The following is a 19,130-nucleotide window of genomic DNA, read 5'->3' on the forward strand; positions in this document are numbered from 1 at the left end:
GGTCGTCCGGTGGTGGTTCCTCCTCGGGCGGTGGTTCGTCGTCCGGTGGTGGTTCCTCCTCGGGCGGTGGTTCGTCGTCCGGTGGTGGTTCCTCCTCGGGCGGTGGTTCGTCGTCCGGTGGTGGTTCCTCCTCCGGCGGTGGTTCGTCCTCCGGTGGTGGTTCCTCCTCCGGCGGTGGTTCGTCCTCCGGTGGCGGCTCCTCCTCCGGCGGTGGCTCGTCTTCAAGTGGTGGTTCGTCGTCCAGCGGTGGCTCGAGTGGCGGCAAGGTCGAGTGCAACCCCACGGGGGCCGGCTCTCAGTGGGGCCTGACCGGCTGCAAGGAGGTCGATGACGACGACAAGGACAACGACAAGGACGACAAGGACAAGGACAACGACGAAGACGACAACGACGAAGACGACAAGGACGACAAGAAGGTCGAGTGCAACCCCACCGGCGCCGGGTCTCAGTGGGGCCTGACCGGCTGCAAGGAGGTCGATGACGACGACAAGGACAAGGACGAAGACCAGGACGAAGACGAAGACGACAAGGACAAGTGCCCGGACGGCAGCCAGGTCGCCTACTTCGGCAGTGTGACCACCGGCGCGGCCGGTGCCGGTCGCTACACCCTCGCGTCGGCCTCGGTGGGCGCGGGCGTTACGTACGCGGCGCCCGGTGGACCCCCCTCCCCGGTGGAGCTGGCGAACGCGATGTCCAGCGCCGCGATCGCCGGCGTCGACACGTACCAGGACATCGAGAACCAGCTCAGCAACGCCCTCGGGCTCACCGATCCGCCGCCTCCGCCGATCAAGGACGATCCCGACCCCCCGAAGGACAAGCCCGAGCCGAAGCCGAAGCCTCCGCACCTTCGCGGTTGCCCGGTGAACAAGACCCCGATGAACGTCCTGGACGACATCCCGAAGTACGGCGACGTCGACCGGAACACCTGGGGGGAGCAGGTCGAGGAAGAAGCCCAGAAGCACGAGCTGACGAAGGACTTCACCAAGGAAGACGCGCTCATCGTCGCCGACTACACGGGTTCCTGGGCCGAGGACGCGAACAAGTACCTGCGCGGTCATCCCGTACCCGGCAGCCGGGCGAAGTCGGTGCCGAAGTTCATCGAGAAGATGGACACCGCGTTGGACCATCTGCCGCCCGTCGAGGGGACGTTCCACCGGGGCACGTTCATGCCGGACGAGATGCTGGAGAGGTTCGCCAACGGTGACGAGGTCGAGATGCCCGAGTACCTCAGCACGTCGAGCGACCCGGCGAAGGCCGACCGCGCGGCCGAGAACGCGAAGGCGAACGGTCGGGAGGGCGAGAACGTCGTCATGGAGATCACCACGGACAACGGCCGCAACATCGACCCTCTCTCCCGCTATCGGGGCAGGGAGTCGGAGGTCCTCATCCCGCGTGGCGGCAAGTTCGTGAAGACGGGCGAGACGACGAAGATGATCGGTGGCAAGGAGTACAAGGTCATCCAGGTGAAGCAGGTCGGCTGAGCCACACGCGTACGGCCCTGTGCGGTGACCGGTGAAGGTCACCGCACAGGGCCGGTGTCATGCCGTCAGGTGCTCTCGGTGGAGCAGGTGAAGCAGGTGGATCAGTAGGCGTAGCTGGTGTTTCCGCCGAGGGAGGCAGCTACCTTCGTCACGGCCGGGTCGGTGTTGAGCATGTGGAACGACTGCGGCATGGTCGACGCGGTGTTGCTGCCGCCGACCTGGCGCTCCGCGCTCTGGCCCCAGGCGAAGACGTCCTCGCCGAAGATCGCGATGCCGTGCTTGGCGCCGGCCGCGACCTGCTGGGCGCCTTCCAGGCGGGGGATGTCGATCGGAGTCGAACGGTTGGTGAACGTCTTGGCGTCCTTGGTGGCCGGGTCGGCCTCAAGGAGCTGGTTGTTCTGGTTGTTGCCCCAGCCCCAGACCTGACCCTCGCTGCCCATGGCGTAGTTGTGGTTGGCGCCGGCGTCGATGTCGCTGACGTTCTCGATCCGGTCGACGTCGACCGGGACGACGCTGCTCCGCGTGGAGGAGTTGCCGAGCTGGCCCGACTCGTTGCGGCCCCAGGACTTGACGGTCTTGTCGGCGGTCAGGGCCAGCGCGTGGTGGCAGCCCGCGTCGATCTCGGTGACGTTCCGCAGGCCCTCGATCTCGCGGGGCTTGGAGCTGGTGGTGCGGTCGCCGCTGGCGAGCTGGCCGTAGACGCCGCGGCCCCAGGCGTACACCTTGCCGGCCTCCGTCAGCGCGAGGCTGAAGTCGCAGCCGGCCGAGACCTGCTTGACCTTGGGCATGCCCTTGACGACGTTCGGGAGGACGCGGGTGTCACCCGTGCGGTTGTTGCCGAGCTGGCCGTAGTTGTTCTCGCCCCACGAGTAGACCTTGCCCTGCTCGTCCACGGCGAGCGCGTGCTGGCCGCCGGCGGCGATGTCCTTGATGTCGGTCAGGCGCGACACGGCGGCGGGGGAGTTGCGGTTGGTACGGCCGCCGTTGCCGAGCTGGCCGGACGAGTTGTGGCCCCAGGCCTTCACGGTCCGGTCGGCGAGAGCGAGCGCGAAGGAGTCGTCCTCGGAGGTGCCGCCGGCGGAGATCCGGTCGACGTCGCCACGGGCGAGGGAGGAGACGGGCACCGGGACGAAGCTGTCCTTGGCGGCACCGTTGCCGAGTTGGCCGACGCGGCCCGCGCCCCAGCTCAGAACGGACGGGTTGTCCTCGGCGGGCGCGGGCGCGGCCGAGACCGAGGCCAGCGGGGTGACTGCGAGACCGGCGGTGAGGGCGGCGGTCAGGAGGGCGCGACTACGGCGCATGTGGAAGTCCTCTCGTGAAGGTGCGGTGCCCGTCTTCGTCGGGACCGCACCTGATCATCGATTCGCTCGTTGGCCACTTTCCGAGGCGCGACCGGTCGCCCACCCGGATGGTCCCGAACAGCGACCCGAACGGCGTGCAGGCGGGGGCCGGGTGGCCGGGGCGTACGGCCGTCGGGGGTGGGTGCTCGGGCCGACTGTCAGTGGTCGATGTCATAGTCGATGGCAGTTGACGGGGAACTGGTTCACGGGGGTTCGACGAGCGATGACGCACGACATGGGGACACGTCTGGCCGCAGGGCTGGCGCCGACGGGGACGGCAGGTGGGCCGACGACCGCGGAGGAGATCACCGCGCGTCGCTACACCCATCCGCTGCTGGGAGCGCGGCCCGTCGTGCGGCTGACGGGGCAGGCGGTCGCGCCCGTCGAGGACCGGCTGTTGGCCGAGGCCGGCTTCTCCGCGCCGGACGCGGGGGAGCCCGTGGCGGCAGGGAATCGCCCGCCGCTCCGCTATCCGGCCTGGGCGCTGGTCCATGACCCTCACCACTCCGGGGTCGCGCTGGACGCGGGTGCCGAGATGGCGCGGGCCGGGCAGCTCGTGGCTCCCCGGCCGGGGCCCGCGCTGGAGAGGTTCCACCGGATCGCGGGGGCGCTTCCCGATGACCATCTGCCGCCGTTCTGGGAGGAGGTGGGCCGGCTGTTCATCGCCGCCGGGCGGGACAAGCAGGGCGCGATGATGTTCGGCCGGGCGCGGGCCGCCGACCGGCACACCGCCTTGGGCGTCGATCCGGCCGGGCGGCATGCGGTGTTCCTGGAGTTCGCGCTGGCCGGAGCCCTGTCGGCCAAGGACATCAACACGTATGTCGACGAGCTGTACCAGCGGCCCGACCCGGTGGAGGCGTATCGCGATCTGCGGGAGCTGGTCCTGCGCCGGACGGTGGGCGGGCTCGCGCCGTGGTCCGGTGTGCTGAAACAGATCGGCACGCTCGCCGGGGTGGCGGGGCTGGAGAAGGTCACTGAGCAACGGGTGCTGCTGGAGAGCCTGGTGGACACGCCGGCGCTGTGGCGGGCGGCGGACAGTTTCTGGAAGACACAGCGCAAGCTGCTGATGCCCGTGATCGCCGCCTCCCCGGCGCTGAAGGAGCGGCTGCTGTGGCGGCTGACCGAGGTGCCGCCCTCGGCGATGGACGACTGGTGGTGCGACCTGCTCGGCGAGACCGGGGCTCTCGACCAGCTGTCCCGTGATGCGGGGAAGTGGCTGTCCGCGATGCTCGGCCGGTACGGCGATGTGTCGTCTCCCTCGGTCCCCGAGGGGTTGCTGGGGCTGCTGCCCCGGCTGGCGGAGCGTGTCCGGAAGGCCGATACGCCGGTACGGTTCCGGCCCGGTGCCTTCGAGGAGTACTGCCGCATCGACGCCGTCGCGCTGCTCCGCTGCCTGGACGCGCGAATCCCGCTGGCGGACCCCGGCCCGAAGACGTACGTGCGGAACTGGCAGGAGTTCGCTCCCAAGGACCTGCGGACGCTGATCGATGACGAACGGTTCGGGCCGGTGCTGATGCGGTCCGTGCCGAGCGGAGGCGACGAGTTCCGCAAGCTGTGGGGGAAGAGGGGGCTCCGGCCCGCCCTGAGCGCGAACGTCGACAGCAATGTCCGGCGGGCGGGGTCGCGCGGCCTGGGGGAGGCGACCCACGCGCTTCGCTGGATGGAGGAGAACCTCCGTGGGGACATGCTGAAAGATTCGCCCGGCCTGCACGACCGGATCGCAGCGCTCGACATGGTGACGCCCCTGACCAGGACGCTGCGCGCGGGCATCCTGGACGAGCTGGGATGGGCCGCCCTGGACGAGGCCGCCGCCGAAGTGAGGGGCAAAGACTCCTGGTGCCGGGCGAGCTGGCCCGCGCTGACCGTCCACAACCGTCAGAAGGCCATCGCGATCGGGCCCGGTGGCCGGATGGCGGAGCACCGGCTGCGGGTGCCGCTCCGAGACGCCACCAAGTTCCACCACACACCTCAGGTGTACTTCTCCGACGGGCAGTTCCTCGTCCTGCACTATGTCAACGGCATGCAGGGGCACTACTGGTCGGACGTGCCGGGCGAGATCTTCGACGTAAGGCCGGGGATGTGGAAGTCGCTCTACCACGAACCACCCCAGCACGGTTACACGTTCATGGCGCCGAGCGGCCGGCGGTTCATGGGGCACGCCGTCCTCGACTCCGGCGAGAGGCGGGTCGGCCCGGACGGCCATATGTTCCATGACGGCCGGGACTTCTGGTGGCACGCCACGGACGGCCTGGAATCGCGGGTGCACCGGGTCGACCTGGTGACCGGCGATCTCGCCGAGGCCGGCCTGCCGGAGTTCTTCGACCCGGCCCTGCTCGGTCAGGACGAGGAGTGGGACTTCGAGTCCTCGTCCTTCGCCCCTCTGCCGTACGGCGTCAAACGCTCACCCCTGGGCAGCGACGGCACCCATGTCGGCCTGCGGGTCGTCAGGGACAGGGTGACCGACCGGGTCCGCTACCACCGTGTCGACGGTGTCGAAGGCACGCTCGACGGGGACGGAATGACGGCTGTCTGGGGTCTGCTGGACGTACCGGGCACGGAGAAGCGGCTCCTGCTCAGCGGCGGTGTCAGCAGATACAGCCCGGTGGTCGCCCGCGACGCCGAAACGGGAGAGATCTACTGGCAGGCCGAACGGAGGAACGACGGCTATACGTACAGCGACCCCGACCCGATGACTGCCGGGACACAGCTCATCCCGCCGCCCGCCTTCTGGCACTTCCTCACCCCGCGCGACCCTGCCGGATCGGGGGCTCTGCGGGAGATGACCGAGGACACCGTGCGGGGTCTGCTGAAGGCCGCGGCCACCTCGGAGGAGGCGCTGCGGACCGCCGTCCGCAGGCTCCTGCCCGAGGTCGGCCATCCGCTGCTCGTACGGGGCGTCGTCGGATGCGTCCAGGCGGCCACCGCGCTCCTTGCCGAACGGAACAAGATCCTTACCCGGCTCAAGCGGCCACGCCTCGCACGGATCAAGGTGACGGACGAGGACCTGGGCGGGGCGCTGGCGGGGCTGGTCAGTCAGTACAACAGCGGCTACCGGGGCACGGCGAAACAGATCGAGCTGACCACGGCGTTCTTCGCCGGCGCGATCGACGCGAAGGTCGCGATGGAAGGCTGGCTGGACAACTGGAGCACCTTCGACTGGACCGAGCTTCCCGGCCGGATCGGCGGGCTCGCGTTCCGTGCGGTCAGTGCCGTCACCAGTGCCGAGCACAGCCGGGCGCTGGCTCGGCTGCTGAGGTTCTGGGCGCTGTCGCCGCTGGCCGAACCGGGCCTGCGGCGCGGCCTGTTGGACGGTGAGCAGCGAGCCGCGCTGTCCGACGAGAACGGCAACGGCGTGGTGATGCCGCTGGACATCACGATGCTCCACGGCGCCTGGGGGAGGTCCCACAGCGATGCCGCCCGGAGCCTCGCGGTGTGTCTCCAGCGGGGGACCGGGCCGGCACCGGCGGGTCTCCTCGATGTCCGGGAGGTGCCCGAGGGCTGGGCCACACCCGAGCGGCTGCACCTGCTGGTGGACGAACTGGAACACCGCGGCCCTGTCCCCTTCGACCCGGCCGCGGCCCGCCGGCTCTCCGGGGCTACCGGCCTCGACCAGACGGCGGCGGCCCTGCTCCTGGCGGGCCTCCCGTACATCGCGAACGACGAGCGCAACTTCCTGCCGCCGGAGACCCGTAAGGCGCTGGGCCTGAAGGTGGCGGAGGCCGCCGCCGCCCGCGACTGGTTCCGTCGCGTACCGGAGGCGGCCCGGCTGGAGGTCTACGACGCGGCGATGCCCGACGACCCGGCCGAGTTGTGGGACCAGGCCGCGACGGCGGAGCGGCTGGCGGCGGCGTGGGAGGAGACGGAGACAGGTGTCTGACCCGGGCCCGGTGTCGTGAACGCCAGGGCGGCGAAGCGTTCGCCGATGCGGCGGTGGGTGGGGGCGTCCGGGTGGAGTTCGTCAGGGAGGGGGAGTTCGGCGTAGTCCGCCTCGCCGTACAGCTCGCGGCCGTCCAGGTAGTGCAGGTTCGGGTCCTCGGCCGCCCGCTGCCGGACGATCCGGGCCAGCTCGTCCCGGATGACGTTCAGCGTCAGCTTCCCGCCGTCGCGCTCCGCCGGGTCGCCCGCGGCCAGGAACCGCAGTCGGCCCTCGCTGATGGCGGAGAAGTCCGGGGCGCTGGGGCCGGGGGTGTCCTCGTGGATGGGGCACAGGATCGGCGAGACGACCAGCAGCGGTGCCGTGGGGTGTCCCTCGCGGATCGTGTCGAGGAACCCGTGGACGGCCGTAGTGAAGGCGCGCAGACGCATCAGGTCGACGTTGACCAGGTTGATGCCGAGCTTGACGCTGATCAGGTCGGCCGGGGTGTCCCGCATCGTGCGTGCGGTGAACGGGTCGAGCAGGGCGCTGCCGCCCAGGCCCAGGTTGATCAGGTCCACGCCGCCGAGGGAGGCGGCGAGCGCGGGCCAGGTCGTGGTGGGGCTTGCGGCGTCGGAACCCTGGCTGATCGAACTGCCGTGATGCAGCCACACCTTGCGGCCCCGGTCCGGTACGGGCTCGACGGGGGCGTCGGTGCGCAGGGCGACGAGTTCGGTGCTCTCGTTGTGCGGCAGCCAGACCTCGATGTCCTTCTCGCCGTCGGGCAGTTCGCCGAAGCGGAGGGTGCCGGGCTGTCCCGGCTGCTGCTCGCTGGTCCCGGCCGTCATGTCGATGGTCAGGATGTTGCCGCCCGCCACGGAGCCGTGGCCGGCCGGCCGGCCGTCGACGAGAAGGTCGTACAGCCCGTCGGGGCGGGGCGGGGCGCCCACGTAGACCCGCTTGGTGGGCAGCGCGTCCAGCTCGATGGCGGTGGCGCGGGTGCGGAACCGGAGCCGTACGCCGGAGGGTTGGGCCTCCACCATCGCCAACTGCGGGTCGCTGTTCTGGGCGCGGGCCCAGGCGGGCAGCCGGTGGGGGAGGACACCGTGCGCGGTGTGCTCCAACTCGATGGCGCCGCGCAGGATGTCGGCGGTGATGGGTGTGGTGGTCCACTGATGCTGGGTGCTCATGGTCTCTGCCTATGCGTCCTGTTCTTCGTTGTCTGCGATGGGCCAGGTCCGTAGGAGCGCGTCGAGGCGGTCCACGATCCACACCCAGGTCTCGTCGGAGTCCGGTGAGCTGTGGCTGAAGCCGCCGGCCGTCTCCAGGCTGATGTAGCCGTGGAAGACGCTGCCCAGGAGCCGTACGGCGTGTGTCTGGTCCGGCTCCGTCAGGTCGTACCCACGGAGGATCGCCCGCGTCATCTGCGCATGCCGGGGGCCGGCGCTGGCAGCGGCGGTCTCCGGGTCGAGCGTCAGCCGGGCGGCGGTGTAGCGGCCGGGGTGCTCGCGGGCGTAGTCGCGGTAGACGTTCGCGAACGCGCCCAGGGCGTCCTTCCCCGCCCGCCCGGCGAGCGCGGTGGCGAGCCTGTCGGCCATCTCCTCCAGCGAGAGCAGCGCGATCCGGGTCTTCAGGTCCTGGGAGCTCTTGAGGTGCGAGTAGAGGCTGGCGACCTTGACGTCGAACTGCCGGGCCAGCGCCGAGACGGTCACCTGCTCGAACCCGACCTCGTCGGCCAACTCGGCGCCCGCCCGGACGAGGCGTTCGGTGGTGAGTCCTGCGCGGGGTGACATGGGGCTCCTTCCGTCTACCTGAATCGATTATGCATTCACCTAAGGCCTATAGGCAAATCCGTAATTGATTCAGGCGCAGGTCGTGAAGAACCGGGTGCGATCTGGATCTGAAGGTGGGCGGCGGGCGCGAGGTGCCGCGTGCGGTGCGGAAGGAGCGGATCACCGCCAAGGCGGACCGGCTGGTGGCCGCCGGGGCGACGGTGTCGCGGGTGATGGACGAGCCGTCGATGGACTACTTCGGGATCGTGCTGCGGGACCCGGAGGGGAACGAGTTCTGTGTGGGGTGACACCGCCGCTTGAGTCTCTAGCCGCCCTTCGTGTACGTCACCGACTCGCCCCCCGTCGTTGACGTCCGGCGCAGGCGGCCGTCCGGGAGGATCGTCAGTTCCGATGCAGCGCCCGGCCGGCAGGAGGACATCGGGCGGCCCGTCGTGACCGTCGACGGGCCGATCCGCAGCGGGCCGGACGACGGCGCCTCGTCGAGTTCCGCCTCGAACACGCAGTGGTACGTGCCGCCTGTCTCGGTCGGGCCTTCCCCCGTCAGTACGAGGACGGTGTCGCCCACCTCGCCCTGTCTGATGGAGAGTTCGCGCGTGCTGAGCCCCGCCTCGCCGTCGATGGTGCCGGACCAGGCGCCGAGGTACTTCTTCGGTACGTCGCCCGCACCGGCCTTCTCCGTGTCCGACGGGGAGGGGGTCTCGGCGGCCGGTGGTGTGTCCGTACCGCCGTCCGTTTCCGCCTCCTCGGACTGGGGGGTGCTGTTGTCGGGCGAGTTGTCCGCCTGGTTGTGAGCCCCGTCGTCCTTCTTCTCGCTGCCGCTGTCCATGAACGCGTACACCGAACCGCCCGCGCCCAGCGCGACGACCAGTGCGACGGCGATCAGCGCGACCGTGCCGCGTGCGCTGCGGCGCGGCGGTTCGGGCTGCGGGACGGGGTAGCCGTAGCCGGCGGGCGGCGGCGGGCCGTACGGGGGTGTCGCGCCCCACGGGGGGAGCGGGGGCCGGCCGGGCTGCGGGTAGCCGTACGGCTGGGGCGGCTGGGGCAGTTGGGCGGGCGGAGGCGCCTGCTCCGGAGGCGGGGGCGGGGGCGAGGACGGCGTGCCGACCCTCGTCGCCATGTGGTGCACGCCGCCCTCGCCGGGGCCACCCGGCGGCGGAGGCCCCGGCTCGGGCGCCGGCTCCGGCGGCTTCGAGAACGCCAGTTCCGTACGCGCTCCCGGCTCCTCGTGATCCAGCAAATGCACCGCGTCGCTGCCCAGTTGGGCCAGCAGCGCGCCGGGCAGCCAGGGCTCGTCGTCGTCCGGTTCGCCCACCCGCGCCAGGATCTGCGCCGGGGTCGGGCGCTCCGCCGGGTCCTTCTTCAGGCAGTCGCCCACCAACTCCCGCAGCCCCTCCGGGAGTTCGGACAGGTCCGGCTCCTCCTGCGCGATACGGAACATCAGCAGGTGCACGGCGGTGTCGGCCGCGCCGAACGGCAGCCGCCCCGTCGCCGCGTACGCGAGCACCGAGCCCAGGCAGAACACGTCGCACGCGGGCGTGACCGGGGTGCCGCGCACCTGCTCCGGCGCCATGAAACCGGGCGACCCGACCATCCCGCCGGTCCGGGTCAGCCCGGCGTCGGTGACCGACTCCAGCGCGCGGGCTATGCCGAAGTCGATGACCTTCGGGCCCTCGATGGTGACAAGGACGTTGGACGGCTTGAGGTCGCGGTGGATCAGGCCCGCGGTGTGGATGTCCTGGAGGGCGTGGGCGAGACCCGAGCCGAGTATCCGTACCGAGCGGGCGGGCAGCGGCCCGTGCGGGCCCGAGACGACGGCGCTGAGCGAGGGCCCGGCCACGTACCCCGTCGCGACCCACGGCACCGCGGCCTCGGTGTTCGCGTCGAGAACCGGCGCCGTCCACGCGCCGCCGACCCGCCGGGCCGCGGCGACCTCCAGCCGGAACCTGTTGCGGAACTCGTCCTGTTCGGCGAGTTCCTTGCGTACGAGCTTCACCGCGACCGTACGGCCCCGGTCCGAACGCGCCAGGAAGACCTGCCCCATGCCCCCCGCACCGAGGCGTGCCAGCAACCGGTACGCGCCGATGCGCTGTGGATCTCCCGCAGCCAGATTCTCCATGGCCGTACGGCCCTCCCCCAGATGCCCAAGCCCGTCGGGGCGAGGATAGTGCCGCTGTCGTCGCCCTGCGCGGTCACGGGGAAACCGGGAGTCAGCCGACAGGCCCTAGTCGTGCTCGATCGCGTCCAGCGCCCGCGACAGCCGCTCCAGCACCCGTACGGTCTCGGCGAAGCCCTCCGCCCCCAACTCCCCGGCCAGGCGCACCGCGAGGGCCGCGTGGCCGGGTGTGATCTCGTGGATCGCCGCGCGGCCCTTCTCGGTCGGGGTGAGCAGCTTCGCCCGTCGGTGGGCGGGGTTCGGCTCGTACGCCGCCAGTCCCCGCTCGACCAGCAGATCCGCGATCCGCTGCACGCTCTGCCGGGTGATGCCCATCTCGCGGGCGATCCCGGAGACGGGCAGCGGCTGCGGCAGTACGGCTCCGAGGACCTGCCACCAGGCCGCCGTCAGGCCCGCCGGGGCGGCCAACTCATCCGCCACGGAGAGGAATTGGCCGTTGAGCCGGAAGACGCCGAGTGCGCTCCTGCTGAGCAGTTCCGGCGCGCCGGCCCGTGCCGGGGTACTGACCTGCCCCTGCTCGCTCATGAGTTGAGGACCTCGAAGGCGCTCGCGTCCGAGTTCTTGAACAGCCGGTACCAGGCGTCCAGCTTCTCGCCCTCGTACACACCGAGCAGCGCGAAGATCTCGCGGGCGAACGCGACCGGCTCGGTCGGGCCGGCCGTGATCAGGTTGCCGTCGGTGACCGCGTCGGCGTCGCGGTAGTGCTTGCCGCCCTGATAGCCGGTGGCGTCCAGGTAGTAGCTGACGGCGCTGGTGTGCGCCCGGTCGTCCAGCAGACCCTCGCGGGCCAGCCCCGCCGTGGCGCCACAGATCGCGGCCACGGGCAGGCCCAGGCCGAGGAACCGCCGGGCGGCGCGGGCGAACGGCGCCAGGTCGTCCCCGGTGTCCCAGAGATCGGCGCCCGGCAGGATGAGCACCGCCGTGTCACGGGGCTCGCCCAGCCGGTCGAGCGCGATGTCGGGCTGGACGTGCAGTCCGCCCATGGTGGTGACGGGCTCGGTGGTGGGGCCGACGGTCCGCACGGTGAAGCCGTTGCGGGCGAGGTGCGCGGTGGCGTACCCGGTCTCCCAGTCGGCGAGGGTGTCGTACACGGCGAGGTAAACGGTTCTGCCGGTCATGGTGGCCTCCTCGGCAGTTCGACTATGACAGCAGTCTGTCATGACGACAGCATGCTGTCAAAAATGGGAGGCGACACCCTGCCGAGTCCCACCGCCCACACCAGACAGGATGGTCATTTCGCCTCCCACCCGCCCCTCTCTACGCTCGCCCTATGACCCCTCATCGCGACCTCGTAGACCCCCGCGCCGGCGCCGCCGTCAAGGCCGCCGACCGCGCCCATGTCTTCCACTCCTGGTCCGCGCAGGACCTGATCGACCCGCTCGCCGTCGCCGGCGCCGAGGGCTCGTACTTCTGGGACTACGACGGCCACCGCTACCTCGACTTCACCAGCGGCCTCGTCTTCGCCAACATCGGCTATCAGCACCCCGCCGTCGTGGCCGCGATCCAGGAGCAGGCGGCCCGGCTCAGCACCTTCGCGCCCGCCTTCGCCATCGACGTACGCTCCGAGGCCGCACGCCTCATCGCCGAGCGCACCCCCGGCGACCTGGACAAGGTCTTCTTCACCAACGGCGGCGCCGAGGCCTCCGAGAACGCCGTACGGATGGCCCGCCTGCACACCGGCCGCCCCAAGGTGCTCTCCGCCTACCGCTCGTACCACGGCTCCACCACCACCGCGATCAACCTGACCGGCGACCCGCGCCGCTGGGCGTCCGACTCCGGCAGTGCGGGCGTGGTGCGCTTCTGGGCGCCGTTCCTCTACCGCTCGCCCTTCTACGCCACCACCGAGGCCGAGGAGTGCGCCCGCGCGCTGGAGCACCTGGAGGCGACCATCGCCTTCGAGGGGCCGGCGACCGTCGCCGCGATCGTCCTGGAGACGATCCCCGGCACAGCGGGCATCATGACGCCGCCGCCCGGATACCTCGCGGGCGTACGGGAGTTGTGCGACCGGCACGGCATCGTCTTCATCCTGGACGAGGTGATGACGGGCTTCGGCCGCACCGGGGCGTGGTTCGCCGCCGACCACTTCGACGTCGTGCCCGACCTGCTGACCTTCGCGAAGGGCGTCAACTCCGGCTACGTACCGCTCGGCGGCGTCGCGATCTCCGCCGCCATCGCGGACACCTTCGCGACCCGCCCCTACCCCGGCGGCCTCACCTACTCCGGCCACCCGCTCGCCTGCGCGGCGGCCGTCGCGACGCTGCGCGTGATGGCCGACGAGAAGATCGTCGAGCACGCGGCGCTCATCGGCGAGACGGTCCTCGGCCCCGGCCTGCGCGAGCTGGCCGGCCGCCACCCGTCGGTGGGGGAGGTGCGCGGGCAGGGCGTGTTCTGGGCGCTCGACCTCGTACGGGACAGGGAGACGCGCGAGCCGCTGGTGCCGTACAACGCGACGGGGGACGCGAACGCGCCGATGGCCGCGTTCGCCGCCGCGTGCAAGAAGGGCGGGCTGTGGCCGTTCGTGAACATGAACCGTACGCATGCCGTCCCGCCCTGCACCATCACCGAGGCGGAGGCGAAGGAAGGCCTGGCGATCCTGGACGCGGCGCTGGAGGTGGCCGACCAGCACACGGTCTGACCGCCGAGCACACGGTCTGACCGCCGAGCCGGTGCCCGGGCCCCTCCCCGTCCCTGGCTTAAGGTGTGCGAAGCCGGACGAGGGGACGAACACCAATGCCCGCCAGCGGAGCTGTGACCCGCAACACCCTGCGGCAACAGATCGCGGAAGCACTGCGTGACGAGGTGCTGGCGGGGCGTTTGCTGCCGGGCGAGGGGTTCACCGTCAAGCACATCGCCGAGCAGTACGGCGTGTCGGCGACCCCCGTCAGGGAGGCCCTGGTGGACCTGGCCGCGCAGGGGCTGCTCGACTCCGACCAGCACCGGGGCTTCCACGTCCACCGGTTCAGCGTCGACGACTTCCGCGCGATGATCGACGCGCGCTCGCTGATCACGGAGGGCGTGTTCCGCCGTGCCATGGTGCAGGGCACCAGACGGGTGGACTCCGAGGCGCTGGTGTCGGTACGGCGCCGCGCCGAGGAGGCCGCGCGGGCGGCCAAGGGCGGGGACCTGGACATCCTGATCGGGTACGACCTGCGGTTCTGGCGGGAGCTGTCCGCGCTCGTGGCGAATCAGTACATCTGCGACTTCCTCGACCAGCTGCGGGTGCAGGCATGGGTGTTCTCCGTGCCGTTCCTGCGCGGTGACGGTGCCCGCCGCGACTGGCTGTGGAACGGGTACGGGCAGCTCGTCGACGCGATCACGCTCGGCGACGCGAAGGCCGCGCGGGCGGTCGTCGACGACTGCCACACGCACTCGCTGGAGTGGGCGGACCAGCTGGAGCAGGCGCAGGCGCAGGGGTCCGGGTCGAGGCCGGGGCCGGGCTCGGGGCGTCCGCGGAGGTGAGCGGGTACGTGGCGAGTGGACGTACGGGATCGGGCGCGGGCGCGGAATCGGGCGCGGAATCAGGCGCGGACGCGACACCCGGCATATCGCGTATCACCGGCAGCGCGGACACGGCGGCGGACCTGACCGTCGTCGTCCCCGCGTACAACGAGGAACACCGGCTGGGCCCCACCCTCGACGCGATCCGCGCGCACCTGCGCGCCGCCCCGGAGCGCTGGGGCGACTGGGAGCTGATCGTCGTGGACGACGGCTCGACGGACGGCACCGCGGCGGTCGCGGCGCGGGCGGCGTCGGAAGACCCCCGCGTCCATGTGCTGACGAGCACCGAGAACCGCGGCAAGGGGCACGCGCTACGGCTGGGCGTCCTGGCGTCGTACGGCAGGCGGGTGCTGGTCACGGACGCGGATCTGGCGACGCCGATAGCGGAACTGGACACGCTGGACGCGCTGCTGTCGGCGAGCGCGAGCGCCGGCGACAGCGCCGACGACGACAAACACAACGACAAGCACAACGACACGTCCGCGTACGAGCCCGCCGCCGCGATAGGCTCCCGCGCCCTCCCCGGCTCCCGCGTCGAGGTGCACCAACGCCCCCTTCGCGAATGCCTCGGCCGGCTCGGCAACCGCCTCATCCGGCTCGTCGCCGTCCGCGGCATACGCGACACCCAGTGCGGCTTCAAGCTCTACGACGGCGACAAGGCGCGCGCCGCCTTCGCCGCCTCCCGCCTCGACGGCTGGGGCATAGACGTCGAGATCCTGCGCCACTTCCGCCGCGCCGGCTGGCCCGTCGCCGAGGTGCCGGTGCGCTGGTCGCACCAGAGCGGGTCGAAGGTGCGGCCGGCGGACTACGGGCGTGTACTGCTGGAACTTCTGCGGCTACGCACCCGCGTACGCCCCTTCGACCTCGCCGTCGCCGGCGTCTTCGTCCTCGCGTCCGTCCTCCTCTACAAGGGCCTGTGGGCGGACCTGGACCGCGCGTATCTCGCCGACTCGATGCAGGACCAGAACCAGTGGGAGTGGTTCTTCGGGGTCACCGCGGACAACGTCGCGCATCTGCGCAACCCGCTCTTCACCACGTATCAGGGCCATCCCGACGGCGTGAACCTGATGGCGAACACGGTCATGCTCGGCCTGTCCGTCCCCCTGACGCCCGTCACGCTCCTCCTCGGGCCGACGGTGACGTGGGCGCTGGTCCTCACGTTCGGCCTGGCGGCGACGGCCGTCGCCTGGTACTGGCTGTTCGTACGCCGCGTCACCCGCGCCCGGCCGGCGGCGGCGCTCGGCGCGGCGCTGGCGGCATTCGCGCCGCCGATGATGTCGCACGGCACCGCGCACCCGAACTTCCTCGTGCTCTTCGTGATCCCGCTGATCGTCGACCGGGCGCTGTCCCTCTGCGAAGGGCGACGTGTCGTCCGCGACGGTGTGCTGCTCGGCCTCTTCGCGGCGTACCAGATCTTCCTCGGTGAGGAAGCGCTGCTGCTCGCCACGATGGGGATGCTGATCTTCGCGCTGGCGTACGCGCTGGCGCGCCCCGACGTCGCGCGCGCCGCGCTGCGACCGCTGCTGCGCGGGCTCGGCGTGGCGCTGGCGGTGTGTCTGCCACTGGTGGCGTTCCCGCTGTACTGGCAGTTCTTCGGCCCGCAGAGCTACCACAGCGTCCTGCACGGCGACAACGCCGGCAACAGCCCGCTCGCCTTCCTGGAGTTCTCGGGCCGCGCGCTGCTCGGCGACGAGGCGCGCGCCGACACCCTCGCGATGAACCGAACCGAGCAGAACGCCTTCTACGGCTGGCCGTTGACCGCGTTCGTCTTCGGGGTCGTGGTGTGGCTGGGGCGTTCGGCGCTGGTGAAGGCGCTGACGGCCACGGTGCTGGTGGCCGCGCTGCTGTCGCTGGGGCAGAAGATCCGTATCCCGTTCACGGACGTGGTGCTGCCGGGGCCGTGGCGTGCGCTGGCGCATCAGCCGCTCTTCGAGTCGGTGATCGAGTCGCGGGTCGCGATGATCTGCGCCCCGGCGCTCGGCGTCCTGATCGCCCTCGCGGCGGAACGGATCGCGGACCTCGAACCGCGTACGCACCGGGCGGTGGGACTGGTCGCGATCGCCGCCGCGCTGCTGCCGATCCTGCCGACGCCGCAGCCGGTGCGGGAGCGCGCGGAGGTGCCGCGGTTCATCACGGACGGCATGTACCGGGACTACGTCGCCGAGGGCGAGAGCGTCGTCCCCGTACCCCTGCCGAGCCCGGCCGAGGCGGACGCGCTGCACTGGCAGTCGGCCACGGGCTTCGGCTTCTCCGTGCCCGGCGGCTACTTCAACGGGCCCTGGGGCCCGGACCGGATGGGCATCTACGGCGCGTCCCCGCGCTACACCTCCAACCTGTTGAGCGACGTCCGTTACGGCGGCCGGATCCCGGACATCGGCCCGAGTTGGCGCGCGCAGGCCAAGCTCGACCTGGCGTTCTGGAAGGCGGGCGTGGTGGTGCTGGCGCCGCAGGACAACGAGGCGGCGCTGTACGAGGTCATGACGAAACTGCTGGGGCGGCCGGGGGAGCGGTTGGGGGGCGCGTGGGTATGGGATATGCCAAGAGCGAGTTGAGGGCGGCCGGCGCAGGTCGTGCTGGTCGTCTTCGCTGATCGCGTTCGCCGCATTACGCTGACCCGACGGTCGGGTTCGTACGTACATGTACGAACATGACAGAAGTAGCTGGAACCCGACGGAATCCGTTCGAACTCGTTGGAGAGCGAGCCTCCCTTGGCCTGTGACCTGTGGTTGGTCCCCCTCGTCGACGTGCTGTGCCACAGCCCCGACAACCCCTTCGCCGAAGAGATCGCCGTCTACGACAAAGCACTCGGCGACGCCGGGCTGCCGTCCGTCCCCGTCTTCGCCTACATGCCCGGTCTCTCCGGTGATGTCGCACCCGTCGCCGGCTTCGACTACGACGCGCTGCACTTCCTGCGCCGGGCGTATCTGCTCCAGATGTGCGGCCTGGCGGTGACGCCGGTGGGCGAACTGGGCGGTGACTACGAGCAGTTGCTGGAGATGTTCGAGGCCACGGCCCAGCAGTCGCATCTGGTCTGGCACTACGACCACGCGGGCGCGTACGTGCCCGTGGACTACGCGTCCCCGCTCTCCAACGAGGAACTCCTCGCGGGCGGCGGCCCGCTGGGCTCGACCCAGGGACTGCTGCGCGAGCTGGAGCTGGTGGCCCGCTCGATCGGCATCGACCCGACCAACCCCCCGGCCGCCCCGGCCCCGCCGGGGGGCCCGACATCCCTGGAGGAACCGGCGGGCCCGATCCCGTACGACGACAGCCCGTTCGCCCGCGAACGCCACGTCTGGCTGGGCCTGCACGCGGCGGCGACCCGGAGCCTGGGCCAGGGCTCCATGATCATCTTCAGCTGACCCGCCGGCGCGGGGGCGGGCCCGGTCTACGGACCCGCCCCCGCAGCCAAGTACGCGCTGGTCGAAGGCGGTTGATCGGTTGGCGCCACCGCGGGTGCTACGGGCGCCACGGGCGACGACGCGTCATTGGGGCAGGGGCATAGGGGCAAGGGGCTACCGCACATCCGGTGGTCGCTGCCGGGGCATGTTCGGGCGGGTGCCCGGTGGGAGCGGGAAGCGGCCCGGTGGGAAACCGGCGCCGTCCGGCCGCGCCGTACCGCCCACGCCTCCCGTACTCCCCATGCCCCCCATCGCCGGCGACTGCGTCACCAGCGGCGCGGGCCCGGCCCGGTGCTCCACCATCCAGTCCGCCGTCTCCGCCCGTACCAGCTCCGTGACGTCCTCCGCGAACCTCCGCAGCACCCCCAGGCACCGCTCCGCCGCCTCGCTCGCCGTGCCGTCCGCCGGGCCGAGCACCTCTCGTACGCACTCGGACGCCCAGTCGTACTGGAGCGCCTGCAACCGCCGCTCCACCGCCTGCGCCGTCGCGACATTCCGCAGCCAGCCGGACGTCACCCCGAAATACCGGTCGCAGCCCAGACAGGCCGCGGCGAACAGCAGTGACAGATACCCCCAGCCGGTAGCCGTCCCGCCCAGCACGGCCGTCAGGTCCAGCAGCGGCAGCGCCGCGCCCGCGACCGCGCCGAGCGCCGTCGCGGCCCGCAGGGCGCGGGCGCAGCGGCGCTTGCGTACGCGCTGCGCGCGGTAGCGGGCGACGGTGCGCAGCGCACTCGCCTCGGCCCACCGGTACAGCTCGTCGAGCCGCCGCGCGGGCTCGCTCCAGTCCCCGGCGGGAAAGGCCCCGGCGGGGAAGGCCCCGGCGGGGAAGGTCCCGGAGACGGCCCCCCACGGCGCGCTCCCCGGGGCCCCCGGCCCCGCCGCACCCCCGCTCCCGTTCACACTCCCCGGCGCACCCCGCGCGCCCTCGTCCGGGGCCGGCCCCCCAGGCTGCATGTCCGGCTGGCTCACGGGGCTCCTCTGCGCAACGGCATCACTGAGTGGAAGATGGAAACGTGGAACGTAAAGGTGGATACGAACACGTACCGCACTTCCTACCGCCGAATGGTGGGGCCCGCGCCCGAAATCCGGGCGCTTGCACCGCGCGGGCCCCGTGATCAGGTAGAGGAGCCGGGCACTCTCACCCGAAAGAGTTCGTTCCTGTGGGGTAGGGCGGCCTGCTTGGTGACCACGTAGGCTCGACCTGCCGATCAACCGACGTCGATTTGCCAGGAGTGACCGTGATTCCCGGTGGTGGCCAGCCCAACATGCAGGAGATCCTCCAGCAGGCCCAGAAGATGCAGCAGGACCTCGCGGCGGCCCAGGAAGAACTGGCCGCGACCGAGGTCGACGGTCAGTCGGGCGGCGGTCTCGTGAAGGCCACCGTCAACGGTTCCGGGGAGCTGCGCGGCCTCGTCATCGACCCCAAGGCGGTCGACCCCGACGACACGGAGACGCTGGCCGACCTCGTCATCGCCGCCGTCCACGCGGCGAACGAGAACGCGCAGCAGCTCCAGCAGGAGAAGCTCGGCCCGCTGGCCCAGGGCCTCGGCGGGATGCCGGGTCTGCCCTTCTAGCGGGGCGCCCCAGCAACTAC

15 protein-coding genes are annotated in these 19,130 nt (G+C 71.3%); 8 read left to right on the forward strand and 7 right to left on the reverse strand.

Annotated elements, in window-relative coordinates; translation table 11 throughout:
* Positions 1-1,481 (forward strand): ADP-ribosyltransferase (locus ACIBLA_RS06995; protein ID WP_363240321.1); only part of this gene is annotated, 1,481 nt, incomplete at its 5' end.
* A gap of 101 nt (positions 1,482-1,582) precedes the next feature.
* Here ACIBLA_RS06995 and ACIBLA_RS07000 read toward each other — a convergent pair.
* Positions 1,583-2,782, reverse strand: a complete 1,200-nt coding sequence (locus ACIBLA_RS07000; protein WP_399198002.1) for an RCC1 domain-containing protein — start codon at positions 2,780-2,782, stop codon at positions 1,583-1,585.
* 274 nt (positions 2,783-3,056) lie between these two features.
* Here ACIBLA_RS07000 and ACIBLA_RS07005 point away from each other — a divergent pair, with 274 nt between their 5' ends.
* Entirely contained in the window at positions 3,057-6,698 is a 3,642-nt protein-coding gene (locus tag ACIBLA_RS07005) for a hypothetical protein (protein WP_399198003.1), read from the forward strand.
* Here the strand turns inward: ACIBLA_RS07005 and ACIBLA_RS07010 are convergent.
* Positions 6,596-7,864, reverse strand: a complete 1,269-nt coding sequence (locus ACIBLA_RS07010; protein WP_399198004.1) for a GDSL-type esterase/lipase family protein — start codon at positions 7,862-7,864, stop codon at positions 6,596-6,598. The two genes, ACIBLA_RS07005 and ACIBLA_RS07010, sit on opposite strands and share 103 nt — an antisense overlap.
* 9 nt (positions 7,865-7,873) lie before the next feature.
* A complete protein-coding gene (locus ACIBLA_RS07015; RefSeq protein ID WP_363240317.1) occupies positions 7,874-8,467 on the reverse strand; it encodes a TetR/AcrR family transcriptional regulator in 594 nt (197 codons plus the stop codon).
* A 143-nt stretch (positions 8,468-8,610) separates the two neighbouring features.
* Here ACIBLA_RS07015 and ACIBLA_RS07020 point away from each other — a divergent pair, with 143 nt between their 5' ends.
* Positions 8,611-8,754 (forward strand): VOC family protein, encoded by a 144-nt coding sequence (locus ACIBLA_RS07020; RefSeq protein WP_399198005.1) that lies wholly within the window; start codon positions 8,611-8,613, stop codon positions 8,752-8,754.
* A 17-nt stretch (positions 8,755-8,771) separates the two neighbouring features.
* Here ACIBLA_RS07020 and ACIBLA_RS07025 read toward each other — a convergent pair whose 3' ends face one another.
* The 3 genes from ACIBLA_RS07025 to ACIBLA_RS07035 all read right to left on the reverse strand — a co-directional run bounded on the left by ACIBLA_RS07025 (position 8,772) and on the right by ACIBLA_RS07035 (position 11,758).
* Complete coding sequence (locus tag ACIBLA_RS07025) at positions 8,772-10,583, reverse strand: protein kinase (protein ID WP_399198006.1); 1,812 nt, start codon at positions 10,581-10,583, stop codon at positions 8,772-8,774.
* 105 nt (positions 10,584-10,688) lie between these two features.
* Complete coding sequence (locus ACIBLA_RS07030; protein WP_399198007.1) at positions 10,689-11,165, reverse strand: MarR family winged helix-turn-helix transcriptional regulator; 477 nt, start codon at positions 11,163-11,165, stop codon at positions 10,689-10,691.
* Positions 11,162-11,758 (reverse strand): type 1 glutamine amidotransferase family protein, encoded by a 597-nt coding sequence (locus tag ACIBLA_RS07035; protein ID WP_399198008.1) that lies wholly within the window; start codon positions 11,756-11,758, stop codon positions 11,162-11,164. The genes ACIBLA_RS07030 and ACIBLA_RS07035 overlap by 4 nt, the downstream gene beginning before the upstream one ends.
* A gap of 152 nt (positions 11,759-11,910) precedes the next feature.
* On the opposite strand from ACIBLA_RS07035, the gene ACIBLA_RS07040 reads away from it, so the two are divergent.
* The 4 genes from ACIBLA_RS07040 (at position 11,911) to ACIBLA_RS07055 (ending at position 17,497) form a co-directional block, all read left to right on the forward strand.
* Positions 11,911-13,275, forward strand: a complete 1,365-nt coding sequence (locus ACIBLA_RS07040; RefSeq protein ID WP_399198009.1) for an aspartate aminotransferase family protein — start codon at positions 11,911-11,913, stop codon at positions 13,273-13,275.
* A 95-nt stretch (positions 13,276-13,370) separates the two neighbouring features.
* The gene (locus ACIBLA_RS07045) at positions 13,371-14,099 is read left to right on the forward strand and encodes a GntR family transcriptional regulator (RefSeq protein ID WP_399198010.1); all 729 of its coding nucleotides are present in this window, start codon (positions 13,371-13,373) and stop codon (positions 14,097-14,099) included.
* 83 nt (positions 14,100-14,182) lie between these two features.
* Positions 14,183-16,690, forward strand: a complete 2,508-nt coding sequence (locus ACIBLA_RS07050; protein ID WP_399198081.1) for a glycosyltransferase — start codon at positions 14,183-14,185, stop codon at positions 16,688-16,690.
* 156 nt (positions 16,691-16,846) lie between these two features.
* Entirely contained in the window at positions 16,847-17,497 is a 651-nt protein-coding gene (locus tag ACIBLA_RS07055) for a hypothetical protein (RefSeq protein ID WP_363240311.1), read from the forward strand.
* A 153-nt stretch (positions 17,498-17,650) separates the two neighbouring features.
* Here ACIBLA_RS07055 and ACIBLA_RS07060 read toward each other — a convergent pair whose 3' ends face one another.
* Positions 17,651-18,505: an SLATT domain-containing protein gene (locus ACIBLA_RS07060; protein WP_363240309.1), complete on the reverse strand. Its 855-nt coding sequence runs from the start codon at positions 18,503-18,505 to the stop codon at positions 17,651-17,653.
* Positions 18,506-18,774: 269 nt separating this feature from the next.
* Here ACIBLA_RS07060 and ACIBLA_RS07065 point away from each other — a divergent pair, with 269 nt between their 5' ends.
* Positions 18,775-19,110 (forward strand): YbaB/EbfC family nucleoid-associated protein, encoded by a 336-nt coding sequence (locus tag ACIBLA_RS07065; protein ID WP_078494255.1) that lies wholly within the window; start codon positions 18,775-18,777, stop codon positions 19,108-19,110.
* Positions 19,111-19,130 lie beyond the last annotated feature (20 nt).

The sequence above is a fragment of the Streptomyces sp. NPDC050433 genome, assembly GCF_044458565.1.
Taxonomy (GTDB): domain Bacteria; phylum Actinomycetota; class Actinomycetes; order Streptomycetales; family Streptomycetaceae; genus Streptomyces.

Coding starts and splice junctions, on each gene's coding strand:
- ACIBLA_RS07040 (WP_399198009.1), top strand. CDS start 11,911: ATGACCCCTCATCGCGACCTCGTAGACCCCCGCGCCGGCGCCGCCGTC.
- ACIBLA_RS07030 (WP_399198007.1), bottom strand. CDS start 11,165: ATGAGCGAGCAGGGGCAGGTCAGTACCCCGGCACGGGCCGGCGCGCCG.
- ACIBLA_RS07010 (WP_399198004.1), bottom strand. CDS start 7,864: ATGAGCACCCAGCATCAGTGGACCACCACACCCATCACCGCCGACATC.
- ACIBLA_RS07015 (WP_363240317.1), bottom strand. CDS start 8,467: ATGTCACCCCGCGCAGGACTCACCACCGAACGCCTCGTCCGGGCGGGC.
- ACIBLA_RS07045 (WP_399198010.1), top strand. CDS start 13,371: ATGCCCGCCAGCGGAGCTGTGACCCGCAACACCCTGCGGCAACAGATC.
- ACIBLA_RS07025 (WP_399198006.1), bottom strand. CDS start 10,583: ATGGAGAATCTGGCTGCGGGAGATCCACAGCGCATCGGCGCGTACCGG.
- ACIBLA_RS07005 (WP_399198003.1), top strand. CDS start 3,057: ATGGGGACACGTCTGGCCGCAGGGCTGGCGCCGACGGGGACGGCAGGT.
- ACIBLA_RS07035 (WP_399198008.1), bottom strand. CDS start 11,758: ATGACCGGCAGAACCGTTTACCTCGCCGTGTACGACACCCTCGCCGAC.
- ACIBLA_RS07000 (WP_399198002.1), bottom strand. CDS start 2,782: ATGCGCCGTAGTCGCGCCCTCCTGACCGCCGCCCTCACCGCCGGTCTC.